Source organism: Providencia xihuensis (assembly GCF_041953405.1).
Taxonomy (GTDB): Bacteria; Pseudomonadota; Gammaproteobacteria; order Enterobacterales; family Enterobacteriaceae; genus Providencia; species Providencia vermicola.
Genome location: NZ_CP169565.1, coordinates 3,677,866 through 3,696,054 on the forward strand (window position 1 = coordinate 3,677,866; position 18,189 = coordinate 3,696,054).

The window sequence follows — 18,189 nt, forward strand, 5'->3', positions numbered from 1 at the left end:
TCATTGCGCTCAGAAAACACTATTTACCTCATGAGCCGGACACGGAAGAAAATATCGCTACTGCAATCTGGTTAGATAACCGTCACTGGGAAAACACGCAAATTGCAGTCGCAAACGGAATTGTATTAGCGTTTAAAGGTGACTCATGAGCGAGTTAGATTTTACTCTCAGCCTTATCGACAATATCACAAAGCCTATTCGACAAGTGCAATCGGCTGTCTCTAATTTTGCTAGAGATAGCCAAGTCGCCTTTGGTAAAATTGCTGTAGGCGGTGCAGGTCTTGCCGGGGCGTTCTGGTCTATTAAAAGCATTCTTGACCCTGCCATTGAAATGAATGACGCCATGATGAGTGCATCATTACAGGGTATTGATGATGGCATCATGTCTAAAGTGTCTAAAGACGCCCTGAAATTCGCATCCCAATACGGAAAATCATCCATTGATTTTGTCAATTCCACTACGGCAATCAGCAAAGCCATTAACAATGTCACACAGCAAGATTTGCCGCAATTAACCCGTATCACAAACACAACCGCAGCGGCATTAAAAACTACATCAACCGAAGCCACCGAATATATGGGGCAAATGTTCAATCAGTTTGAAAACCAAGCCAATGCCGTTGGGCATGTTAAATTTGCCGAAGATTTGGCAGGTAAGGCCGTGTATATGTCAAAAGCATTTGGCGTATCGATGGCTGAAATAACAGGTTTGATGGAGGGCGCAAAAAATGCAGGTACGCAATTTGGCGTCGGGATTGATGAGCAGCTTGCGGTATTGGGTGAACTGCAAAGAACGCTAGGCGGTGAGTCGTCGGGAGCGTATGAAGCATTCCTCAAAACAGCTACCGATAGCGGTAAAAAACTCGGCCTGTCATTCGTCAATGCGTCAGGTCAGATGTTATCCATGCCTGAAATGTTGGATAAATTACAGGCTAAATATGGCGCAAGTATTGAGGGCAATTTAAAAGCCCAAAAAGAAATTGAAGCGGCCTTTGGTGATTCTGCCGTCGTGGTCAAACAGCTTTATGGCAATGTTGATATTTTGCGTAAAAATATTGGTTTCTTGGGTGCCAGTGATGGAATGAAGCGCACCACGGAGCAAGCCGCAAAATTAGCCAATCCGTGGGAACGGCTTATGTCTATTTGGCAATCTATCCGTATCGCCATTGGTATGACGTTATTACCTGTCATTACCCCATTAATCGATAAACTCGCGGAGGGCGGTCAAACCCTTGTACGGTGGTTTACATTATTCCCTAACATTGCACGATGGGTAGGCTATATAACAATGGGGACGCTCGGTTTTGCTGCCGCAGGTGCTGCCGCCAATATCGTGATGGGTATTTCCAAATTTATCATGGCAGGGTTAAGTATCATCATGGGGGTATTTAGTGGTGTGCTGAAAATTGGCACCGCTGCTATTTGGCTATATCGCACAGCAATATTGGCATGGAATACCGCACTTAAATTTATTCGTGGCACATTGTTAGCGGTGCGTATTGCGGCAATGGCGGCAGGTGTTAGCTTTTCATTTATGAGTTGGCCTGTCTTATTAGTTATTGGCGCTATCGCGCTTTTAGCTTATGGCATTTATAAACTCATTAAACATTGGGATGATGTTAAAGCTGCAGTAATGAACACAACAGCATTTAAAGTGGTTGCGATTGCAGTGCGTGCCGTCGGGCTTGTTGCTATGCAGGCGTGGGAATGGATGTCACAAAAGTGGCAAGAATTTACAGCCTATTTTGCTGATACATGGGCATTCAAGGCGATCATGATTGTGGTTGACACTTTGAAGACTGCATTTATTCAAACGTGGCAGGCCATTACGGATGGGTGGAATACGGTTTGCAATTTCTTTAGTGATTCACCTATTGATAAAACATTTGAAGCAATGGGAAATAGTATTAAAGCTATTTTTTCAAAGGTTTGGCAATCAATTACGGATTCTTTTCGTAGTGTATATAACACCATTGTAGAAACACTAAATTACTTGCCGGGCGTCAATATTGAAACCAAAACCACAGGAACCGTTGACGGCTCACCCGCCCCAGCAGGCGCGGCAGGTTTATTAGTCGGTGGGCAACTTAGCGGTGTAGAGAAAGGCGGTATTAGTCGGCAAATCAGCAATAACCGAACCCAATCGATTGATAACAGCAAGCGATACGATACAGTAAATATCAATGTGACAAACGGAATGTCACCAACGGATTTAGCGGAATGGACTGCGCTTGATAATGGATAACTTACTCTACATTGATTTATTAATTACAAACCGAGATTTGACATTAAACTCCGGCAATGAACCGGAGTTATGCAATAACCGTCAATCAATCACCCAAGATGTGGCACACCGTATTATTGAAAGCGGACTCGCCACCCAATTAGTGGCAGAGCGTAGCCCAACATTACGCGCGGACATTCGCACGCAAATGGAAATCTTGGTTGAAAGTGATGAACGGTTAGTTCCGGGTACCGTTGTGATTGATGAAGAAAATACCAAGCGACTTTGGGTAACCGCGGATACGTATGATTTTGGCCGTATCAATTTAGGGGTAAATTATGAACAGTAAAAACATCCCTGAAATTGATTATGAACAGGTTTTACGTGATAGCGGGATGCCAGTCTCAGAGGAAGAAATTAGCGATAAATTTGCGGAAATTGTCCACGATGAGGGCTTTGTTACTAACACCTCGGACATGTCACCGTTTTGGCGCTTGATTAATACCATCGTAACAAAGCCTGTTCGCTGGCTTACGGAAGCATTAATTAATGTCACCTTGAAAAATATGTATTTAGCCACTGCATCAGGGCAATGGCTAGATATGTTTGCATGGGGCGTCAATTTAACGCGCAAGCCTGCCACCGAAGCAAAAGGCGTCATCCGTTTTTATCGTGCCGCAGGTGCGGGAACGGTCACCATTCCTGCCGGAACCATAGTGCAAACAGAGCGTATCAACGGAATTATTTACAGTATGAAAACCGTTGAAACCCAAGCGATAAATACCGATAGCGCATTAGTGCCGGTTATCGCTGAAAATGCCGGAGGGGCTTACAATCTTGCTCCTGGTTATTTTCGTATTTTACCCGTGGCGATTGCAGGGATTGAGCGTGTTCAAAGTGAAGAAAATTGGTTATTAGTTCCGGGTGCAAATGCAGAAAGTGACAATGATTTGCGTGACCGCTGCCGCAATCAATACAACTTAGTCGGTCAATATCACACTGATGCAGTGTATCGCGGCATGATAGCGAATGTTGTCGGCTTGAGTATTGACCGTATTTTCTTTTTACATGATGCACCGCGCGGCGCGGGAACGGCTAATGCCTATTTGTTATTAGACAGTGGCGTCACCAGTCAGCCATTTATCGACAAAGTGAATGATTATATTAATGCACAAGGCCACCACGGGCACGGTGATGATATGCAGTGCTTTCCTATGCCGGAAACACAGCACGCATTAAAAATCACGTTATTTGTGCAAAGCGTGGAAAACTTCACGGCTGAGGAACTGCAAAAACTTAAACAAGATGCGGGTGATTTGGTGCGTTGTGCCTTTCGTGAGAACACCAATTATGACGTTAAAAAAACATGGCCATATTCGCGTTTTTCATTCTCAAATTTAGGCCGTGAGTTACATAAACAATTTTCCGTCTTGGATTCTATTGTGTTTAGCATTCCCGACATTGTCAGTGATTTAAGCGTTCCTCGCCTAAAATCGCTCACGATAGAGGTGCAAAATGCCCGAGTTTAAAGAACGATTAAAACGACTGCAACTGCCGTCATGGATGAACCTTGGTGAGCTCGCCACATTATTACGAGCCGCAAAGCGATTTTGGGAAATGGTTTATAGCTGGTTAACGTGGCCTTTGGCGCAATTAGACCCCGATACATGCACCGAGCCATTATTAAACTTGTTGGCCTATCAGCGAGATATCCACCGCTTTAATAATGAACCGTTGGATTTATACCGTAAGCGCGTGAAGTATGCGTTTATTAATGCCAAGGACTCGGGCAGCGTCGCGGGGTTTATTGAGATATTTAAACGCCTTGGCGTCGGCTATATCGAAATCAATGAGCGACAACCGGATATTGACTGGGATGTCATTATTTTACGGGTCAGTGATGGTCAAATCGCAAATAACCCGGATTTGTTATTACAAATCATTAGACAGTACGGGCGAACGTGCAGGCGCTATCGCTTTGAAGTCATGGCGGTGCATGAGTTAGGAATGCGAGTGGGCTTTGTTGAAGCCGATTATATTTGCTATTACGCCACGCTCCCAAATCAGCCGTTATTTATTCGAATTGGACAAATTACCGCGTCAAGTGAAACCTTTGGCGCATCATTAATGTAAAGGACTACATTCATGGCATCAGTTATTACAGTTGCTTTCGAAAATTGGAAAGCCCAAGAAGCAGCAAGCGGTAAGGCCGTATTGTTGGATGAATTCGTGTTTGCCAATGTGCCGAATTTAGACCCGACACAACCGATTGACCGCAATGAAAAATTACCCCCTGCAAATCAAATTGTTCACCGTCAAGCGGTCAATAAAGCAGGTTTAGCCAGCGAAAATGCAGTGGCCTATAGCGTCACATTGGGTGCAGAAGTCGGTAACTTTGATTTCAACTGGATAGGCTTATTAAATAAAGCATCCGGCACGGTTGCAATGATTACCCACGCCCCTATCCAAAAGAAACTTAAAACCCAAAATGGGCAGCAAGGGAACGTGTTAACCCGCTCATTTATATTGGAGTTTCAAGGCGCAGCCGAAGAAACTCAAATCAAAACCAGTGCGGAAACGTGGCAAATTGATTTCACGGCGCGTTTGTCGGGTATTGATGAAATACAGCGCCTAATTAATGTTGATAGTTATGGCGCAGCTGCATTCTTTAATGATGGTTTTGAAGTCACCCGCAGTGGTGAACAATACATGGTTAAAAAAGGCTTGGGCTATGTGGGCGGTTTGCGCGGTGAACTGGCACAAAATCAGATTTTAAATGGCCTGCGCAATACTAAGATTTACGCTGATTTTTCTTATCAGGGCAACATTGTTAGCCAATGGAATACCGTTGTTAAAATCACATCAGCAGCAACATTAAATAATTATGTTGATGCGGCTGGATTTACTCACCAAACATTTGCCATTGCCAGCATTGATGCATCAGGGAACGTAAAAGATTTGCGCTCAATGGGGGCTTTAAGTAGCCAAGAAATCAGCGCTTTAGAAACTCGTTTAAAATTAGATTTAAGTAAAAAAATTGATAAAGCCAATATTACAAGTCAAACAGGTAATAGCACTGAATTGGTTGTTAATCAGCAATTGTTAACCACTGAATTAGGCAAAAAACAACCAGCGGGTGACTATGCAACAAATGCAGCATTAACCAACGGGCTGAATGGAAAGTTTGATAAAAAAGGCGGTGTTATTAATGGGCATATTACATCTGCTGGAAATATTCAATCAAACTCAGGAAAAGTAACGTCTAATTTAGAGGGGGCAGCAGGCATACAGTTAGATGGTACTGGTGAGATTGCGAAAATAAGAGGCAAGAGCATTGCTAACCGCTGGTATGACCATATTCTACCAGAAAAATCAGGCACGCTGGCGCATATTGGTGATTTTGGTTTCGGTGTGGCAAGTTATGAGCTAGCGGGTATTGGTGAATTAAACGAAACTATGTTTATTCAATATGGGTCAACCCTAACTGCAAAAAGTGACGGTTTTCCGGGTGCGGGGGGAGGCGTTCAAGTTAGCTATCAATCGAATAAACGTGCGCAGTTATTTATTAATCGAAACCCTCTCACGCTATCTTATCGGTTTTCAGATGTTGCAGGAAAAGATATAGAAACTCCGTGGATTGATACGCTTTCAACATCAAACACAATTATTGATAGAAACGGATATATAAAGACAATAACGGCTACTGAACTTAGTGATTACCCTGTCGGTGCGCCTATACCATGGCCTCATGCAACAGCTCCATCTGGTTTTTTAGTTTGCAATGGTCAATCATTCAATAAAGCAACGTATCCGTTATTGGCGTCGGCTTATCCATCGGGCGTACTTCCTGATTTACGTGCAGAATTTATTCGTGGCCTTGATGCCAGTCGAGGGGTGGACAATAGCCGCACCGTATTATCAAACCAAAGTGATGCCATGCGCAAAATCACAGGTGAAAATATTCGGTCTTGGGCTTCCGCAGATTCATCAATTCCGACGGGCGCATTTGCAGGAAGTTGCTCTAATAAAGGCGCCCCCGGAACAGGGCAAACACCGCTTTATGAAATTACTTTTGATTCATCAAGAGTGGTTCCGACTGCAAATGAATTTCGTCCGCGCAACATTGCATTTTTATATATTGTGAGAGCAGCATAATGAAAAACTATAATTTAGAGATTGAACAAGCCAAAATTGGCGACAATGGTTTAGCAACAAAAGCAGGTTGGATTAAAGTCTATATTGCAGACCCACAAACGCGCGAATATTTGAACGCGAGCATGGAGAATATTTATTTTGATGTGAGTGTATCCGCTGGAGCTTATATCGACGCACCTGAATTACCGACAAAAGCGGGCTTTGCGGTGGTGCGTAGTGAAGATGGCTCTAAATGGGAAATCGTCACAGATAACCGAGGTAAAACAGCGTACAGCACAGAAACCCGTCAACCGATGAACGTTGATTTTATTGGTGAGCTACCAAGCAATTTAACATTGTTAGTACCAAAAACTGAGTTCGATGTGTGGAACGGTAAAAAATGGGTAACAGATACTGATGCGCAAAAAGCGATGCTAGTCGAACAAGCAGAGCAGGAAAAAACTCAGCGTTTAGAAGAGGCAGAGCAAAATATCTTAATGCTTGAGCGCAAAGTGCGCTTAGGAATGGCAACTGATGAAGAAATTGAGCTACTTAGACAGTGGGAAGTTTACAGCGTCAGAGTATCTGATATTGACACCTCAAACGCACCGGATATCGAATGGCCAGTGAAACCATAATCCACCCAACGTGGCGTAAATCATTGATGAAAATGTCCCCGACTATGTCGGGGTTAACATGTTCGATGGTATCAGCACATCCGTTTGTCTACGGGCTTGGGCAAAAAACCGATACAGGCTGCTATTTAAGCCCAACCAACGCCATTAACCATATTGCAAAGAAATTGGCGGGTGTGGGTGAAACTGACATTGTTGTCATGATGGTCTGCGCTAAATCACAGGTCGAATTTATGTCATTGTTGCAAGTGTTTTCGTCTGTATTTCCATTGCATGTTTTCTCACAGGTGGAACGCATGGCAAAAACAGCGGCTAATCTGCAAGTCACCAAAATGCAATTGCCGGGCAAACAGTTTGGCGGCTTACCCAAACCGCAGTCACTATCAACATCAACAAGTCGGGCAACAATTAATGCCCAATTGATAGAACAGGCCAAAAATAGCGCAGGCAGTGCAAGCGGTATCGATGCAATGAAATCCGCTATGTCTGGCTTTAAATCAGCCAGAAAGAACGCACTTAAAGAGATTGGCAATAAACTCACGGATTTACTTGGAAAATCGGTAGTTATTTGGAGTTTCACGGGCAAAGGCACAGGCGATTATTTAGCGGAACGGCTACAAAAAGATATCCCTGAGCCAGATGCTATTTTTACATTGGCAACACTGTTCGCAGGAAGCGAACTGGCACCACTAAAGGGAATGCTTCATGATCCAACAAAATCAATCAACAGCACAGAACCCGACGATAACACTAGCTCTTGACGGTGAAGCTATTCCGCTGAAAAACATCAAAGTTAATTCATCAATTCAATTTCAAGATAAAGACCAGTCCGGTCAAACGTCAAGCACATCCGTCGCAGAGCAAGGCATTAAGCCCCAAGAGTTGCGTATAACGGGCGTGATTAATTTTATTGATGAAAAAATCCTCACGCGCTTATTTACATTAGCGAGAGCCACCGAGAACGGAAAGCTAAAACGTTATCGGGTAGCTAATCACACAGCTAAAGCGATTAATTTTCGCATTGGTACTTTTACCAACAATCTTGATGCCAGTGAAATTGACGGGCAGATGGCGTGGCAAGTCACATTCACATTAAGAGAGCATTTATCTGTTTCTGAGAAAAAAGACGCCAGAGCCGCAGCCCAAGTCAAAGCGAAAAAGCAGACGGGCAACCCGAAAGCACCGACGGCAGAGTCACAAGAAGAAAAAGACGAATTAAGTTGGTTTGAAAGTACGGTTTTGAAACCGATTGATGATTTAGGGAATAAATAATAATGAAACCCATTAGCCGCTGTTATTTATCTAATGATGAAGTCCATATTGTGGATGCTAAAATCATGCTTGAACTATCAGCGTGTGGTCGAGGCTTTTTAACTGTTGAAACAGAAAACGACTACACAGGTAAATTAGTGCGATTTGATACAGGTTACACGGATTCATTGTATCGGTATTTCACTGGGTACGTTGAACGCTCACAACCTGCAGATAATGGCTTTCAAAAATTGTTTGTTCGTGAGCTCGTTGGCTTGTTTGATAAAATGTGGCCATGTTCATTTCAGCACCCTACATTAAAAACCATCACCGACTACTTACAGGAAAATAGCGGACTAACCTTTATTTTGCCCGATGCGAAATATATCAATACACCTATTCCTCATTTCACCCACAACGGCACTGGATATCAGCTATTAACCAATTTAGGGGCTGTTTTTAGCATCACTGATTATGTGTGGTATCAAATGCCAGATGGTAAAGTTTTTGTCGGCAGTTGGGCTGATTCGATGTTTAAAGCCGATAACTACGAGATACCTGAAGAGTTTTCAAAAAATCAATCTGCAGGTAACAGTGCCACTTATCCATTAATCCCCGCTTTACGTGCTGGAACCGTGGTAAATAATCAGCGGGTTAATAAAATTCAGCTTGAAAATGACGATATTACGCTCTATTGGACAGCCGCAAATCCACTGACAGGGAAAGCCGAAAATAAGAGCCCAATTCAAAAACAAATTGATAAGGCTTACCCCGAATTATCCGCAGGTTTACATTTACCAAAATTCGCGCGAATTGAATCACCTAGCGAGTCAGTTAGTGCCGGTGATATTTCTGACCCATTCAGACCGAAATATGCCGTTGACGTACAATTGCTAGATAGTGACGGTAACGAATCAGCCGCACCAACTTACAAAGCCGTACCTTTACCACTACCAATGGCAGGCGGTGAAAGCGGTATGTTTCAATTTCCACCCGAGGGAACATTAGTCGAAATTGCTTTTGAAGGCGGCAGGCCAGATAAACCCTTTATCCGGCAAACGCTCAGTCAAAATAATACCCTACCGGACATACAACCAGGGGAGCAATTGCAGCAACAGCGCAAAGAAGTTTTTCAGCGTGTAACCCAAGATGGTAGTTGGAACCGTGAAACAGACCAAAGCATTAATGAAGCGTCAATGTTACGTATTATCAAAGCGGACAAAGAACAGCGCGAACTGGTCGCGAGGGAAACTACAGTACAGGCCAGCGACACATTAACCGTTCTAGGTACACGAAAATTACTAGCGGGCGCTATACAGCAATTATCAGAGGGTGACTACTCAATCGCCACATCATCAAATTATGTCGCCAGTATTGAAAAAGACATGACCCTTGATGTTGGGCAAAACTCAAGTATCACCGTGGGACAAAAGCTGATAGAGAAAGTTGGACAAATAAAGCAAAGCATTGCAGGCGCACAGCAACAGATTATTGCCCCTGTTGTTTGGATAGGTAGCCAGCAAATCAACGTCGCACAATTGATGATAGACACATTAGATGTGGTCAAGGAATTAGCAGAACTCACAGCCGCACATACTCACAGCAATACAGGTGCGCCAATAAATGCAGCAGCTATCAAAGGCACAGGCTCCAAGTCAGACACATTGAATAAAAAGTATTCTCCCGTCATTGGTAAGTAAAGTTATCGTCCACCATTTGCCCACCGAGTGTGGGCTTTTTTATGCATCCAATATAGCAGCCTGAGAGCAACTCAGAGCGCACCAATTACCCAGCCACACCATGCAATAAATAAAATGGATCGCACTTACTGTATTGCGCTGGCGAGTCACAGTGCTCACGAAATAAAAGATTTCACCACGTAAAACGCACTACACCGCACCCGCCTGCACAATTTGGATCTAAAAATTATTTCAGTTTTAAAATTCTACAAAACATATCGCCAAGCCGCGCCAATACTAGAGAGTTGCCAAAAATCTCAAACTGAAATGTGTGAAAAGAATTTCAATAGATTTCAGTTTTTAGATCACGTGATGGATCGCGCAAAAAACACAACACAATGAAATATATAAATATTTTCTATTTTACGTGAGTTTTATTGGATCGCGATATTAGCCGCATAATTTCAAAAAGCCAGTAAACATGCGGCTTTAGAAGAAATGAAAAACTGAAATGAACTGGAAAATTATTTGGGGGAATTAGCGTGACATACTTAGAAAAAATAAATCACGCTGTGACATGTCACGAAAAAAACAACCGCTGCCAAAAAAAATGCCGCTGCCATTTTGCTGCCACTGACTATTAAAAACAAAAAAGCCACTTCGTTAAAAGTGGCTTAACACGCTGATTTAACAGCTAAAATTTGGTGGCCCCTACTGGACTTGAACCAGTGACCAATCGATTATGAGTCGACTGCTCTAACCAACTGAGCTAAGGGGCCAAAGTGGGATGGATTATACGTGCAGTTTTATCGTAGGTCTAGTATTTCAAAACCGTATGGCGAAATTGTGTGCAAAACCGTTATCACACTTATATTTCAACGTAATAGCATTCCCCAAACATATCAATCGAACCATGATATTCCTTTTTTTTGCGCCACTGCCAATTTTTATTAAACTGGCTTTTATATATTTTATTTATATTTAGCACTGTTTTATATCAAATTCACTCTATAAATGGCCACATAAAGGCAATCAATTTTATTAAACATCCTTTATTCAATTAATTGATATAGAACAATAATTTTATACCTTAGATCTCTCAATATGATTCATAGATAATTCGCATATAGGACAAAAATGATGAAAAAAGTACGTGCAGTTCAATATGGTTGCGGAAAAATGGGCAAATTTTTAATCCGTTACTTGCAAGAGCATGGCGCTGAAGTTGTCGCGGCTTTTGATATCAACGATGCGGTCATTGGCAAAGATATCGGCGAAATTGCAGGTACTAAGCCGACAGGTGTAAAAGTTCAGCCTCTCCATGAAGCAGATGAGACCCTTGAAACCTTAAAACCTGATGTCGGAATTATTGCAACCCTCAGTACCATGGCTGACTTAGAAGACGCATTCTCATTGTTCGCTCGTCACGGCGTTAACGCAATCTCTACGGGTGAAGAAGCGCTTTATCCTTGGAATTCATCCCCAGAGATCACTCAAAAACTTGATGCATTAGCTAAAGCAAATAATTGTACTTTAGCGGGAAGCGGCTATCCAGATATGTATTGGGGTGTGTTGATTGATACACTGGCAGGATCAATGCACAAACTGGTGAAAATAAAAGGTTCTAGCTGTTATAACGTAGAAGATTACGGGATAGCATTAGCAGTCGGCCACGGTGCAGGGCTCACCGTCGATGAATTTAACCAACAAATTGGTAATTACAATGACTTGCCTTATGACGTCATTTCCCAAAAAATTGAGAGTGGAGAATATGCACCACCTTACATGTGGACACAAAATGGCTGGCTATGCAGTCGCCTTGGTTTAACCATCATCAGCCAAACACAGCGCTGCGTTCCACAAATCGCACAAGCCGATATTTATTCTGACACACTGAAAATGACGGTGAAAAAAGGTGATGTCCTTGGATTATCCGCAGTTGTCATCACACAAACGGCCGAAGGTGTGACCCTCGAAACTGAATGTATTGGTAAAATTTTAACTGCTGATGAGTGTGACAAAAATAGCTGGCAATTAATCGGTGAACCAGATACTGCCATCGAGGTGAATAACCCAGCAACGGTTGAGCTAACCTGTGCGAATTTGGTTAACCGTATCCCAGCGCTGATTAATAGTCCCGCGGGCTATACCACCACGGAAAAAATGCCAAATAATGTCTATATGACTAAACCGATGCATGAATACTTATAGTTAAACGGTAAAGCCCACTTCGACATGTACGAATGAAGTGGGCTTTTTACTCACAAGCGACTTAGCGCGGTTTTACCATCTGCCATTCTAAATGGTGTTTAATGGCAGGCCATTCAGATGCAATAATGCTGTAAACACAGCTATCACGCAGTTCACCCGTTTTGGTTCTCATATGACTACGCAAAATACCATCCAGTTTTGCGCCTAGACGCTCAATGGCTTTACGGCTCTGATGATTTAAAAAATGAGTGCGAAACTCCACCGCAACGCACCCTAACTCTTCAAAGGCATGCTTTAACAATAAGTATTTAGCCTCTGTATTAATTGCAGTGCGCTGAACCTCAACACCGTACCACGTTGCTCCCAGTTCAACCCGTTGCACGGCATTATCCACTTTATTATACGACGTGATGCCAACAGGTTTCCCCGTGCGTTTGTCGATAACCACAAATGGCAAACACTCTTTTTGTGCAAAACGTACAAGACGGCTTTCAACATCTTGAGGGAAATTATCAGGATCGGGAACTAAGGCATACCATAAATTATGCAGCCCATCACGACGGATAATCGCCGCAAGTTCTGCATCATATTGATGAGATAAAGGCTCAAGGCGAACACATTCACCTTCTAAAGTAATAGCTTGGCAAATCTCTTTCATCATGGTTTCCCTATGTGGCTTTTTTGCGATGTGTTTCTACTTTTTTAATCTTTTTATATGACATAAAAATAAAAGGACGTCACTTAACTGTGTTGACTTAGCAATTTAACCTAAAACATATGATAAAAATCACAAAATTTTAACATCTTTACCAATTTACGAGATCATTACGCTACAGTTAACTCATCTGACCTGTTAAATAAATCCCGAATGGGAGCATCATATGAGCAATTTTCCACACCTTTTTACCCCCCTTGATTTGGGGCATACGGTTCTTAAAAATCGGATATTAATGGGCTCTATGCATACTGGGCTCGAAGAACATCCTGAGGGTAGCGAGCGCCTTGCCCATTTTTATCGTTTACGTGCAGAAAATGGTGTCAGTCTGATTATTACAGGAGGCATCGCACCTAACCCTGCAGGTGCGCTAACCGCCCATGGTGCTGTATTGAATAACTCAGCTCAGCTGCCATTTCATCGCACAATTACCGATGCAGTACACCAAGCGGATGGCAAAATCGCCCTACAAATATTACATGCAGGTCGATATGGATTACACCCATTATTAGTGGCTCCAAGTGCTATTCAAGCCGAAATTATTCCATTTGCACCTAGAGCGCTTTCAGAGGATGAGGTTCAAAATACCATTGATGATTTCGTGAATACCGCAAAATTAGCCCAACAAGCAGGCTATGATGGTGTCGAAGTGATGGGCTCTGAAGGGTATTTAATTAATCAATTCATTGCAAAACGCACAAATCATAGAACTGATGAATGGGGTGGCAGCTACGTAAATCGCATTCGTTTTCCTATTGAAATTGTACGGCGCATTCGTGAAGCTGTTGGGGCTAACTTTATTATTATATATCGACTTTCGATGTTAGATTTAGTGGAGGACGGTTCAACGTGGGAAGAAATAGAATACCTTGCTAACGAAATTGAAAAAGCAGGTGCATGTATGATCAATACGGGTATTGGTTGGCATGAAGCCCGCGTCCCAACCATCGCAACACAAGTCCCTCGCCACGCATTCAGTTGGGTCACCCAAAAATTAATGGGCAAAGTGAATATTCCATTGATTACCACAAACCGTATCAATGACCCATTTGTTGCCGAACAAATTCTAGCTAATGGGCAAGCAAATATGGTGTCAATGGCTCGTCCATTCCTTGCAGATGAAGCTTTTGTCCGTAAAGCCGCCGAAAACCGTGCTGACGAAATCAATACCTGCATCGGCTGCAATCAAGCTTGCCTTGATTTGATTTTTAGTGGAAAGCTTGCCAGTTGCCTAGTTAACCCCCAAGCTGTCAGGGAAATGGATTATCCCAATGAAAAAGCGGCTAAAAGTAAGTCTGTTGCAATTGTTGGTGCAGGCCCTGCAGGGCTTTCATGTGCCATTTATGCGGCCAAACGCGGTCATAAAGTGACTTTATTTGAAAAATCGAACCAGATTGGCGGGCAATTTAATTTAGCCAAACAAATTCCTGGCAAAGAAGAGTTCCATGAAACCATCCGCTATTTTTGCCGCCAATTACAGCTGCTAAATGTAGATGTTCGCCTTGAGCAATACGCTGATGCACAAAGCCTCTCAGGGTTTGACGAAGTCATTATTGCCACTGGCGTCACTCCACGTAAAATTCAGCTAGAAGGCGTTGAGCATCACAAAGTGGTTTCCTATATTGACGTTATCACCCACCAGAAAACGGTTGGTAAAAATGTGGCCATTATTGGTGCTGGGGGAATTGGTTTTGACGTAGCAGAACTCTTAACGCAAGAAGGTAAAAGTAGCAGCCTAGACACTTCACTGTTTAATCAAGAGTGGAACATTGACCCAACTATTCATTCAACAGGGGGAATTTACCCGAAGAATAAAAATACCGTAGGGTCGCCTCGCCAGCTCTATTTATTGCAACGAAAAAATAGCAAGGTAGGGGCAGGACTAGGAAAAACAACGGGTTGGGTTCACCGATTGTCACTGATGAAGCGCGGTGTAAAAATGCTCAATGGCGTGGAATACATGCGTGTTGACGATGAGGGGTTGCATATTCGTTATCAAGATAAAACGCAGTGTTTGCCTGTCGATAACGTGGTGTTATGTGCAGGGCAAGAGCCTTATCGCCCATTAAAAATTCAGCTCGCTGAACATGGAATTGATGCCCATGTCATTGGTGGAGCAGATGTGGCCGCAGAGCTGGATGCGCGTAGGGCTATCGAACAAGGCATGAAAATCGCTTATCAGCTTTAACTCTCCCTCCCCCTTTTCCCTCTTGGTTGAATGTATTGAGCAAGAGGGAAAATTTAATACCTATCTCAAAGACCCAGTGCTATTTATATGTTTACCTCACTTTAACGCCACTAATTGTTATGTTATAACATATCTTTTGCATTCTAAATTACTGAGGCTCTATGTCATTGACTACCGAAACACTCACCACCCCACTCGCAGATGCACAACTACAAAGTGATACTCACAGCCAAATAGGGCTTGATTGGGTGGGTATGACAGGGATTGCCTTACCCATCGAGTTAGCAGGTCGCCCTGTTAATGCAAATGTCGATATTGGGATTAATTTCCAAGGACAAAAAGGCATTCATATGTCTCGTCTTTACCAATCCCTAGATGCACTTACCCAAAGTGAATTAACTTGTGATTTGCTAAGGCAAACGTTAGAACAGGCGTTGTCTTCTCATATTCAAACATCCTCTAAAGCTTATCTTCGTATTTATGGTGATATATTGCTATCTCGCCGCTCTTTAGTCTCTAATCAGTTTGGTTGGAAGTCTTATCCTATTGAAATAGATGTTAATTTTAAAAATTCATTCCCTATTATGTTAAAGGTTGGCGTGCCTTATTCTTCTACCTGCCCCAGTTCAACCGCGCTTTGTGCCCAAGTGATGCAACAGCAATTTGCACTGGATTTTGATAACCAAGCGCCCCTATTACCGCAAGCTCAAGTCCTTGATTGGCTGGTTAAGCAAGGCTTGCCTGCAACACCTCATAGCCAAAGAAGCTGGGCGTGGGTTACTGTAACCTTAAATGTCGAGGGGAAAGAACTGCCCGTTATTGAATTGATAAACCGCATCGAAAACATCCTTCTCACACCTGTTCAAACCGTGGTGAAACGCAGTGATGAGCAAGCATTTGCCATCACTAATGGGCAAAACTTAATGTTCTGTGAAGATGCGGCAAGAAGGTTAATCAGTGCGTTTAGTCACCAATGCCAATTTGACGAAGTTACCGTTGAAATAGACCACCAAGAAAGTTTGCATGCACACAATGCAGCTGCACGCACAAGCTGGAAACGAGGTGACCATGCTGCGTAAAAACCCATCAGGCCATGTGCCTGTTGTTTCTGAAAAGGCTTACATTGACCCAACAGCGATTATTTGTGGCAAAGTCATTATTGAAGATTACGTGTATGTGGGGCCTTATGCGGTGATCCGCGCAGATGAACTGAATGAAGACGGAGATATGTCACCCATAGTGATAGGCTCTCACTCAAATATTCAAGATGGCGTAGTGATCCACTCCAAGAGTGGTGCTGGCGTACATATCGGGTCACACACGTCTATCGCTCATCGTGCCATTGTCCATGGGCCTTGCGAGATTGCACCGCGAGTTTTTATCGGCTTCAATAGCGTTTTATTTAATTGTGTGATTGGCGAAAACTGTGTAATCCGCTACAACGCGGTGGTTGATGGCCTAACACTTCCCCCTGCTCGCTATATTCCCTCTTGTGTACATGTTAACGGGCACAGTGATTTATCGGGTTTCAAACAAGTTGATCGCGCTTCATTGCAATTTTCGGAGGAAGTCGCGGCAACCAATGTTCAGTTAGTTGAAGGCTATCGCCGCTTACGTAATGAATTTTAATTCAAAAACAAAAAAGGCAGAATATCTATTCTGCCTTCTCGTTTATCACATAAAACTATTAGTCGTTATGGGAGAACTGAGCCTCTGAATTTGCGAGTTTTTCATCTTCTGCCAAACAAACTGCTGCCGTAAATAAAACATCAGTGGAAGAGTTCACTGCAGTTTCCGCTGAATCTTGCAGTACACCAATCATCACACCAACAGCAACGACTTGCATCGCAACATCATTTGGAATACCAAACATATTACACGCTAATGGGATCAATAATAATGAACCACCCGCGACACCTGATGCACCACAAGCACACACTGCAGCCACGACACTTAACAATAATGCAGTCGGGATATCCACTGGAATACCTTTGGTGTAAACCGCAGCTAACGTCAGAACAGTAATCGTTACCGCAGCCCCTGCCATATTAATGGCTGCGCCTAATGGAATAGAAACAGAATAAGTGTCTTCATGGAGATTCATGCGACGGCACATTGCCATGTTCACAGGAATATTCGCTGCTGAGCTACGAGTAAAGAATGCGGTAACACCACTTTCACGTAAACACGCGAACACTAATGGATAGGGATTACGCTTTAATTTCCAATATACAATCAACGGGTTGACAACTAAAGCGACAATAATCATACAGCCTAATAAAACAGCTAATACATGGAAATAGCCTTTTAACGCTTCAAAACCCGTTGTCGCAATTGTTGATGACACTAAACCAAAAATACCTAATGGTGCCAATCTAATAATGACTCGAACTAATTGAGTCACACCATTAGAGAAATCAAGTAACAGTGTTTTTGTCGTATCCGTCGCATGTCGAAATGCAATACCTAAACCGATAGCCCACGCTAAGATACCGATATAGTTACCATTAATCAGCGCATCAACAGGGTTAGTAAATACATTGTTTAATAGGCCACTTAAAACTTCAGCAATGTTTCCTGGTGGATTCATTTCTGTTTCACTGCCCGCCAAGGCAAGTGTTGATGGGAATATAAATGAGGCAATTACCGCCACTAATGCAGCGAAGAATGTCCCTAAAATATACAGAACCAAAATCGGTTTAATACTGGTTTTTTGCCCTTGACGATGGTTAGCAATGGAAGACATTACCAATACCCACACCAAGACTGGTGCAACTGCTTTTAACGCGCTCACGAATAAATGACCTAACAGCCCTACGTTTTTTGCTGCCGATGGCCATAACCATGCCAATAAAATACCTGCAACTAAGCCAACCAATATTTGCTTGACCAAGCTACCGTGAGTGATCACTCGCCATAACCCTGTTTTATTTGTATCCATAGTAGACCTATATTATTTATCTTTATTAGGAATTAAATGTGTTTGCAGAGCCAGTATAAGGAATAAATACCTTGTGAAAAGGCTATTATTCAAAATATACACAATGATTGATTTTACTTAACAAATATTTTACATAACTGTGATCGCAATAGAGTTTTGTTTCTTATAGTAGAATGGCATAAAGAAGAATGGTTGAATCTTTTCAGAGGGT

16 protein-coding genes and 1 tRNA gene are annotated in these 18,189 nt (G+C 42.7%); 14 read left to right on the forward strand and 3 right to left on the reverse strand.

Annotated features, from left to right (window positions below; genetic code table 11):
- Positions 1 to 65 precede the first annotated feature (65 nt).
- Genes ACE2AL_RS16625 through ACE2AL_RS16670 form a run of 10 tightly spaced genes read left to right on the forward strand, consistent with a single transcriptional unit; the run spans position 66 to position 9,944 of the window.
- A complete protein-coding gene (locus ACE2AL_RS16625) occupies positions 66 to 149 on the forward strand; it encodes a hypothetical protein (protein ID WP_375084321.1) in 84 nt (27 codons plus the stop codon).
- A complete protein-coding gene (locus tag ACE2AL_RS16630) occupies positions 146 to 2,245 on the forward strand; it encodes a phage tail tape measure protein (RefSeq protein WP_375083701.1) in 2,100 nt (699 codons plus the stop codon). Before ACE2AL_RS16625 ends, ACE2AL_RS16630 begins: the two co-directional genes overlap by 4 nt.
- Positions 2,238 to 2,573, forward strand: a complete 336-nt coding sequence (locus tag ACE2AL_RS16635; protein ID WP_048608849.1) for a DUF2590 family protein — start codon at positions 2,238 to 2,240, stop codon at positions 2,571 to 2,573. The genes ACE2AL_RS16630 and ACE2AL_RS16635 overlap by 8 nt, the downstream gene beginning before the upstream one ends.
- Positions 2,563 to 3,753, forward strand: a complete 1,191-nt coding sequence (locus tag ACE2AL_RS16640; RefSeq protein ID WP_375083702.1) for a baseplate J/gp47 family protein — start codon at positions 2,563 to 2,565, stop codon at positions 3,751 to 3,753. The genes ACE2AL_RS16635 and ACE2AL_RS16640 overlap by 11 nt, the downstream gene beginning before the upstream one ends.
- Positions 3,740 to 4,357, forward strand: coding sequence for a phage tail protein (locus ACE2AL_RS16645; RefSeq protein WP_375083703.1), 618 nt, complete (start codon positions 3,740 to 3,742; stop codon positions 4,355 to 4,357). The genes ACE2AL_RS16640 and ACE2AL_RS16645 overlap by 14 nt, the downstream gene beginning before the upstream one ends.
- A 12-nt stretch (positions 4,358 to 4,369) precedes the next feature.
- The gene (locus ACE2AL_RS16650) at positions 4,370 to 6,379 is read left to right on the forward strand and encodes a phage tail protein (RefSeq protein ID WP_375083704.1); all 2,010 of its coding nucleotides are present in this window, start codon (positions 4,370 to 4,372) and stop codon (positions 6,377 to 6,379) included.
- A complete protein-coding gene (locus ACE2AL_RS16655) occupies positions 6,379 to 6,996 on the forward strand; it encodes a tail fiber assembly protein (RefSeq protein WP_375083705.1) in 618 nt (205 codons plus the stop codon). The genes ACE2AL_RS16650 and ACE2AL_RS16655 overlap by 1 nt, the downstream gene beginning before the upstream one ends.
- Positions 6,978 to 7,754 (forward strand): hypothetical protein, encoded by a 777-nt coding sequence (locus ACE2AL_RS16660; RefSeq protein WP_375083706.1) that lies wholly within the window; start codon positions 6,978 to 6,980, stop codon positions 7,752 to 7,754. Before ACE2AL_RS16655 ends, ACE2AL_RS16660 begins: the two co-directional genes overlap by 19 nt.
- Entirely contained in the window at positions 7,699 to 8,265 is a 567-nt protein-coding gene (locus ACE2AL_RS16665; RefSeq protein ID WP_166184524.1) for a hypothetical protein, read from the forward strand. Before ACE2AL_RS16660 ends, ACE2AL_RS16665 begins: the two co-directional genes overlap by 56 nt.
- Positions 8,266 to 8,267: 2 nt before the next feature.
- Positions 8,268 to 9,944, forward strand: coding sequence for a hypothetical protein (locus tag ACE2AL_RS16670; protein WP_375083707.1), 1,677 nt, complete (start codon positions 8,268 to 8,270; stop codon positions 9,942 to 9,944).
- Positions 9,945 to 10,625: 681 nt separating this feature from the next.
- Here the strand turns inward: ACE2AL_RS16670 and ACE2AL_RS16675 are convergent.
- A tRNA-Ile gene (locus ACE2AL_RS16675) sits at positions 10,626 to 10,702 on the reverse strand.
- Between the two features lie 358 nt (positions 10,703 to 11,060).
- On the opposite strand from ACE2AL_RS16675, the gene ACE2AL_RS16680 reads away from it, so the two are divergent.
- Positions 11,061 to 12,134 carry a dihydrodipicolinate reductase gene (locus ACE2AL_RS16680; RefSeq protein WP_206083610.1) on the forward strand — a complete coding sequence of 358 codons (1,074 nt, stop codon included), beginning with the start codon at positions 11,061 to 11,063 and terminating at the stop codon, positions 12,132 to 12,134.
- A 61-nt stretch (positions 12,135 to 12,195) separates the two neighbouring features.
- Here ACE2AL_RS16680 and ACE2AL_RS16685 read toward each other — a convergent pair whose 3' ends face one another.
- Positions 12,196 to 12,792: a GNAT family N-acetyltransferase gene (locus ACE2AL_RS16685; RefSeq protein ID WP_206083803.1), complete on the reverse strand. Its 597-nt coding sequence runs from the start codon at positions 12,790 to 12,792 to the stop codon at positions 12,196 to 12,198.
- Positions 12,793 to 13,015: 223 nt separating this feature from the next.
- Here ACE2AL_RS16685 and ACE2AL_RS16690 point away from each other — a divergent pair, with 223 nt between their 5' ends.
- The 3 genes from ACE2AL_RS16690 (at position 13,016) to ACE2AL_RS16700 (ending at position 16,666) form a co-directional block, all read left to right on the forward strand.
- Entirely contained in the window at positions 13,016 to 15,037 is a 2,022-nt protein-coding gene (locus ACE2AL_RS16690; RefSeq protein ID WP_206083609.1) for an NADPH-dependent 2,4-dienoyl-CoA reductase, read from the forward strand.
- A gap of 161 nt (positions 15,038 to 15,198) precedes the next feature.
- On the forward strand, positions 15,199 to 16,116 hold the full coding sequence (folE2, locus tag ACE2AL_RS16695; protein ID WP_375083708.1) for a GTP cyclohydrolase FolE2: 918 nt from the start codon (positions 15,199 to 15,201) through the stop codon (positions 16,114 to 16,116).
- Positions 16,106 to 16,666 carry a carbonate dehydratase gene (locus ACE2AL_RS16700; protein ID WP_272574064.1) on the forward strand — a complete coding sequence of 187 codons (561 nt, stop codon included), beginning with the start codon at positions 16,106 to 16,108 and terminating at the stop codon, positions 16,664 to 16,666. The genes folE2 and ACE2AL_RS16700 overlap by 11 nt, the downstream gene beginning before the upstream one ends.
- Before the next feature lie 58 nt (positions 16,667 to 16,724).
- On the opposite strand, the gene sstT is transcribed toward ACE2AL_RS16700, so the two are convergent.
- On the reverse strand, positions 16,725 to 17,978 hold the full coding sequence (gene sstT, locus ACE2AL_RS16705; RefSeq protein ID WP_206083607.1) for a serine/threonine transporter SstT: 1,254 nt from the start codon (positions 17,976 to 17,978) through the stop codon (positions 16,725 to 16,727).
- Between the last annotated feature and the right edge of the window lie 211 nt (positions 17,979 to 18,189).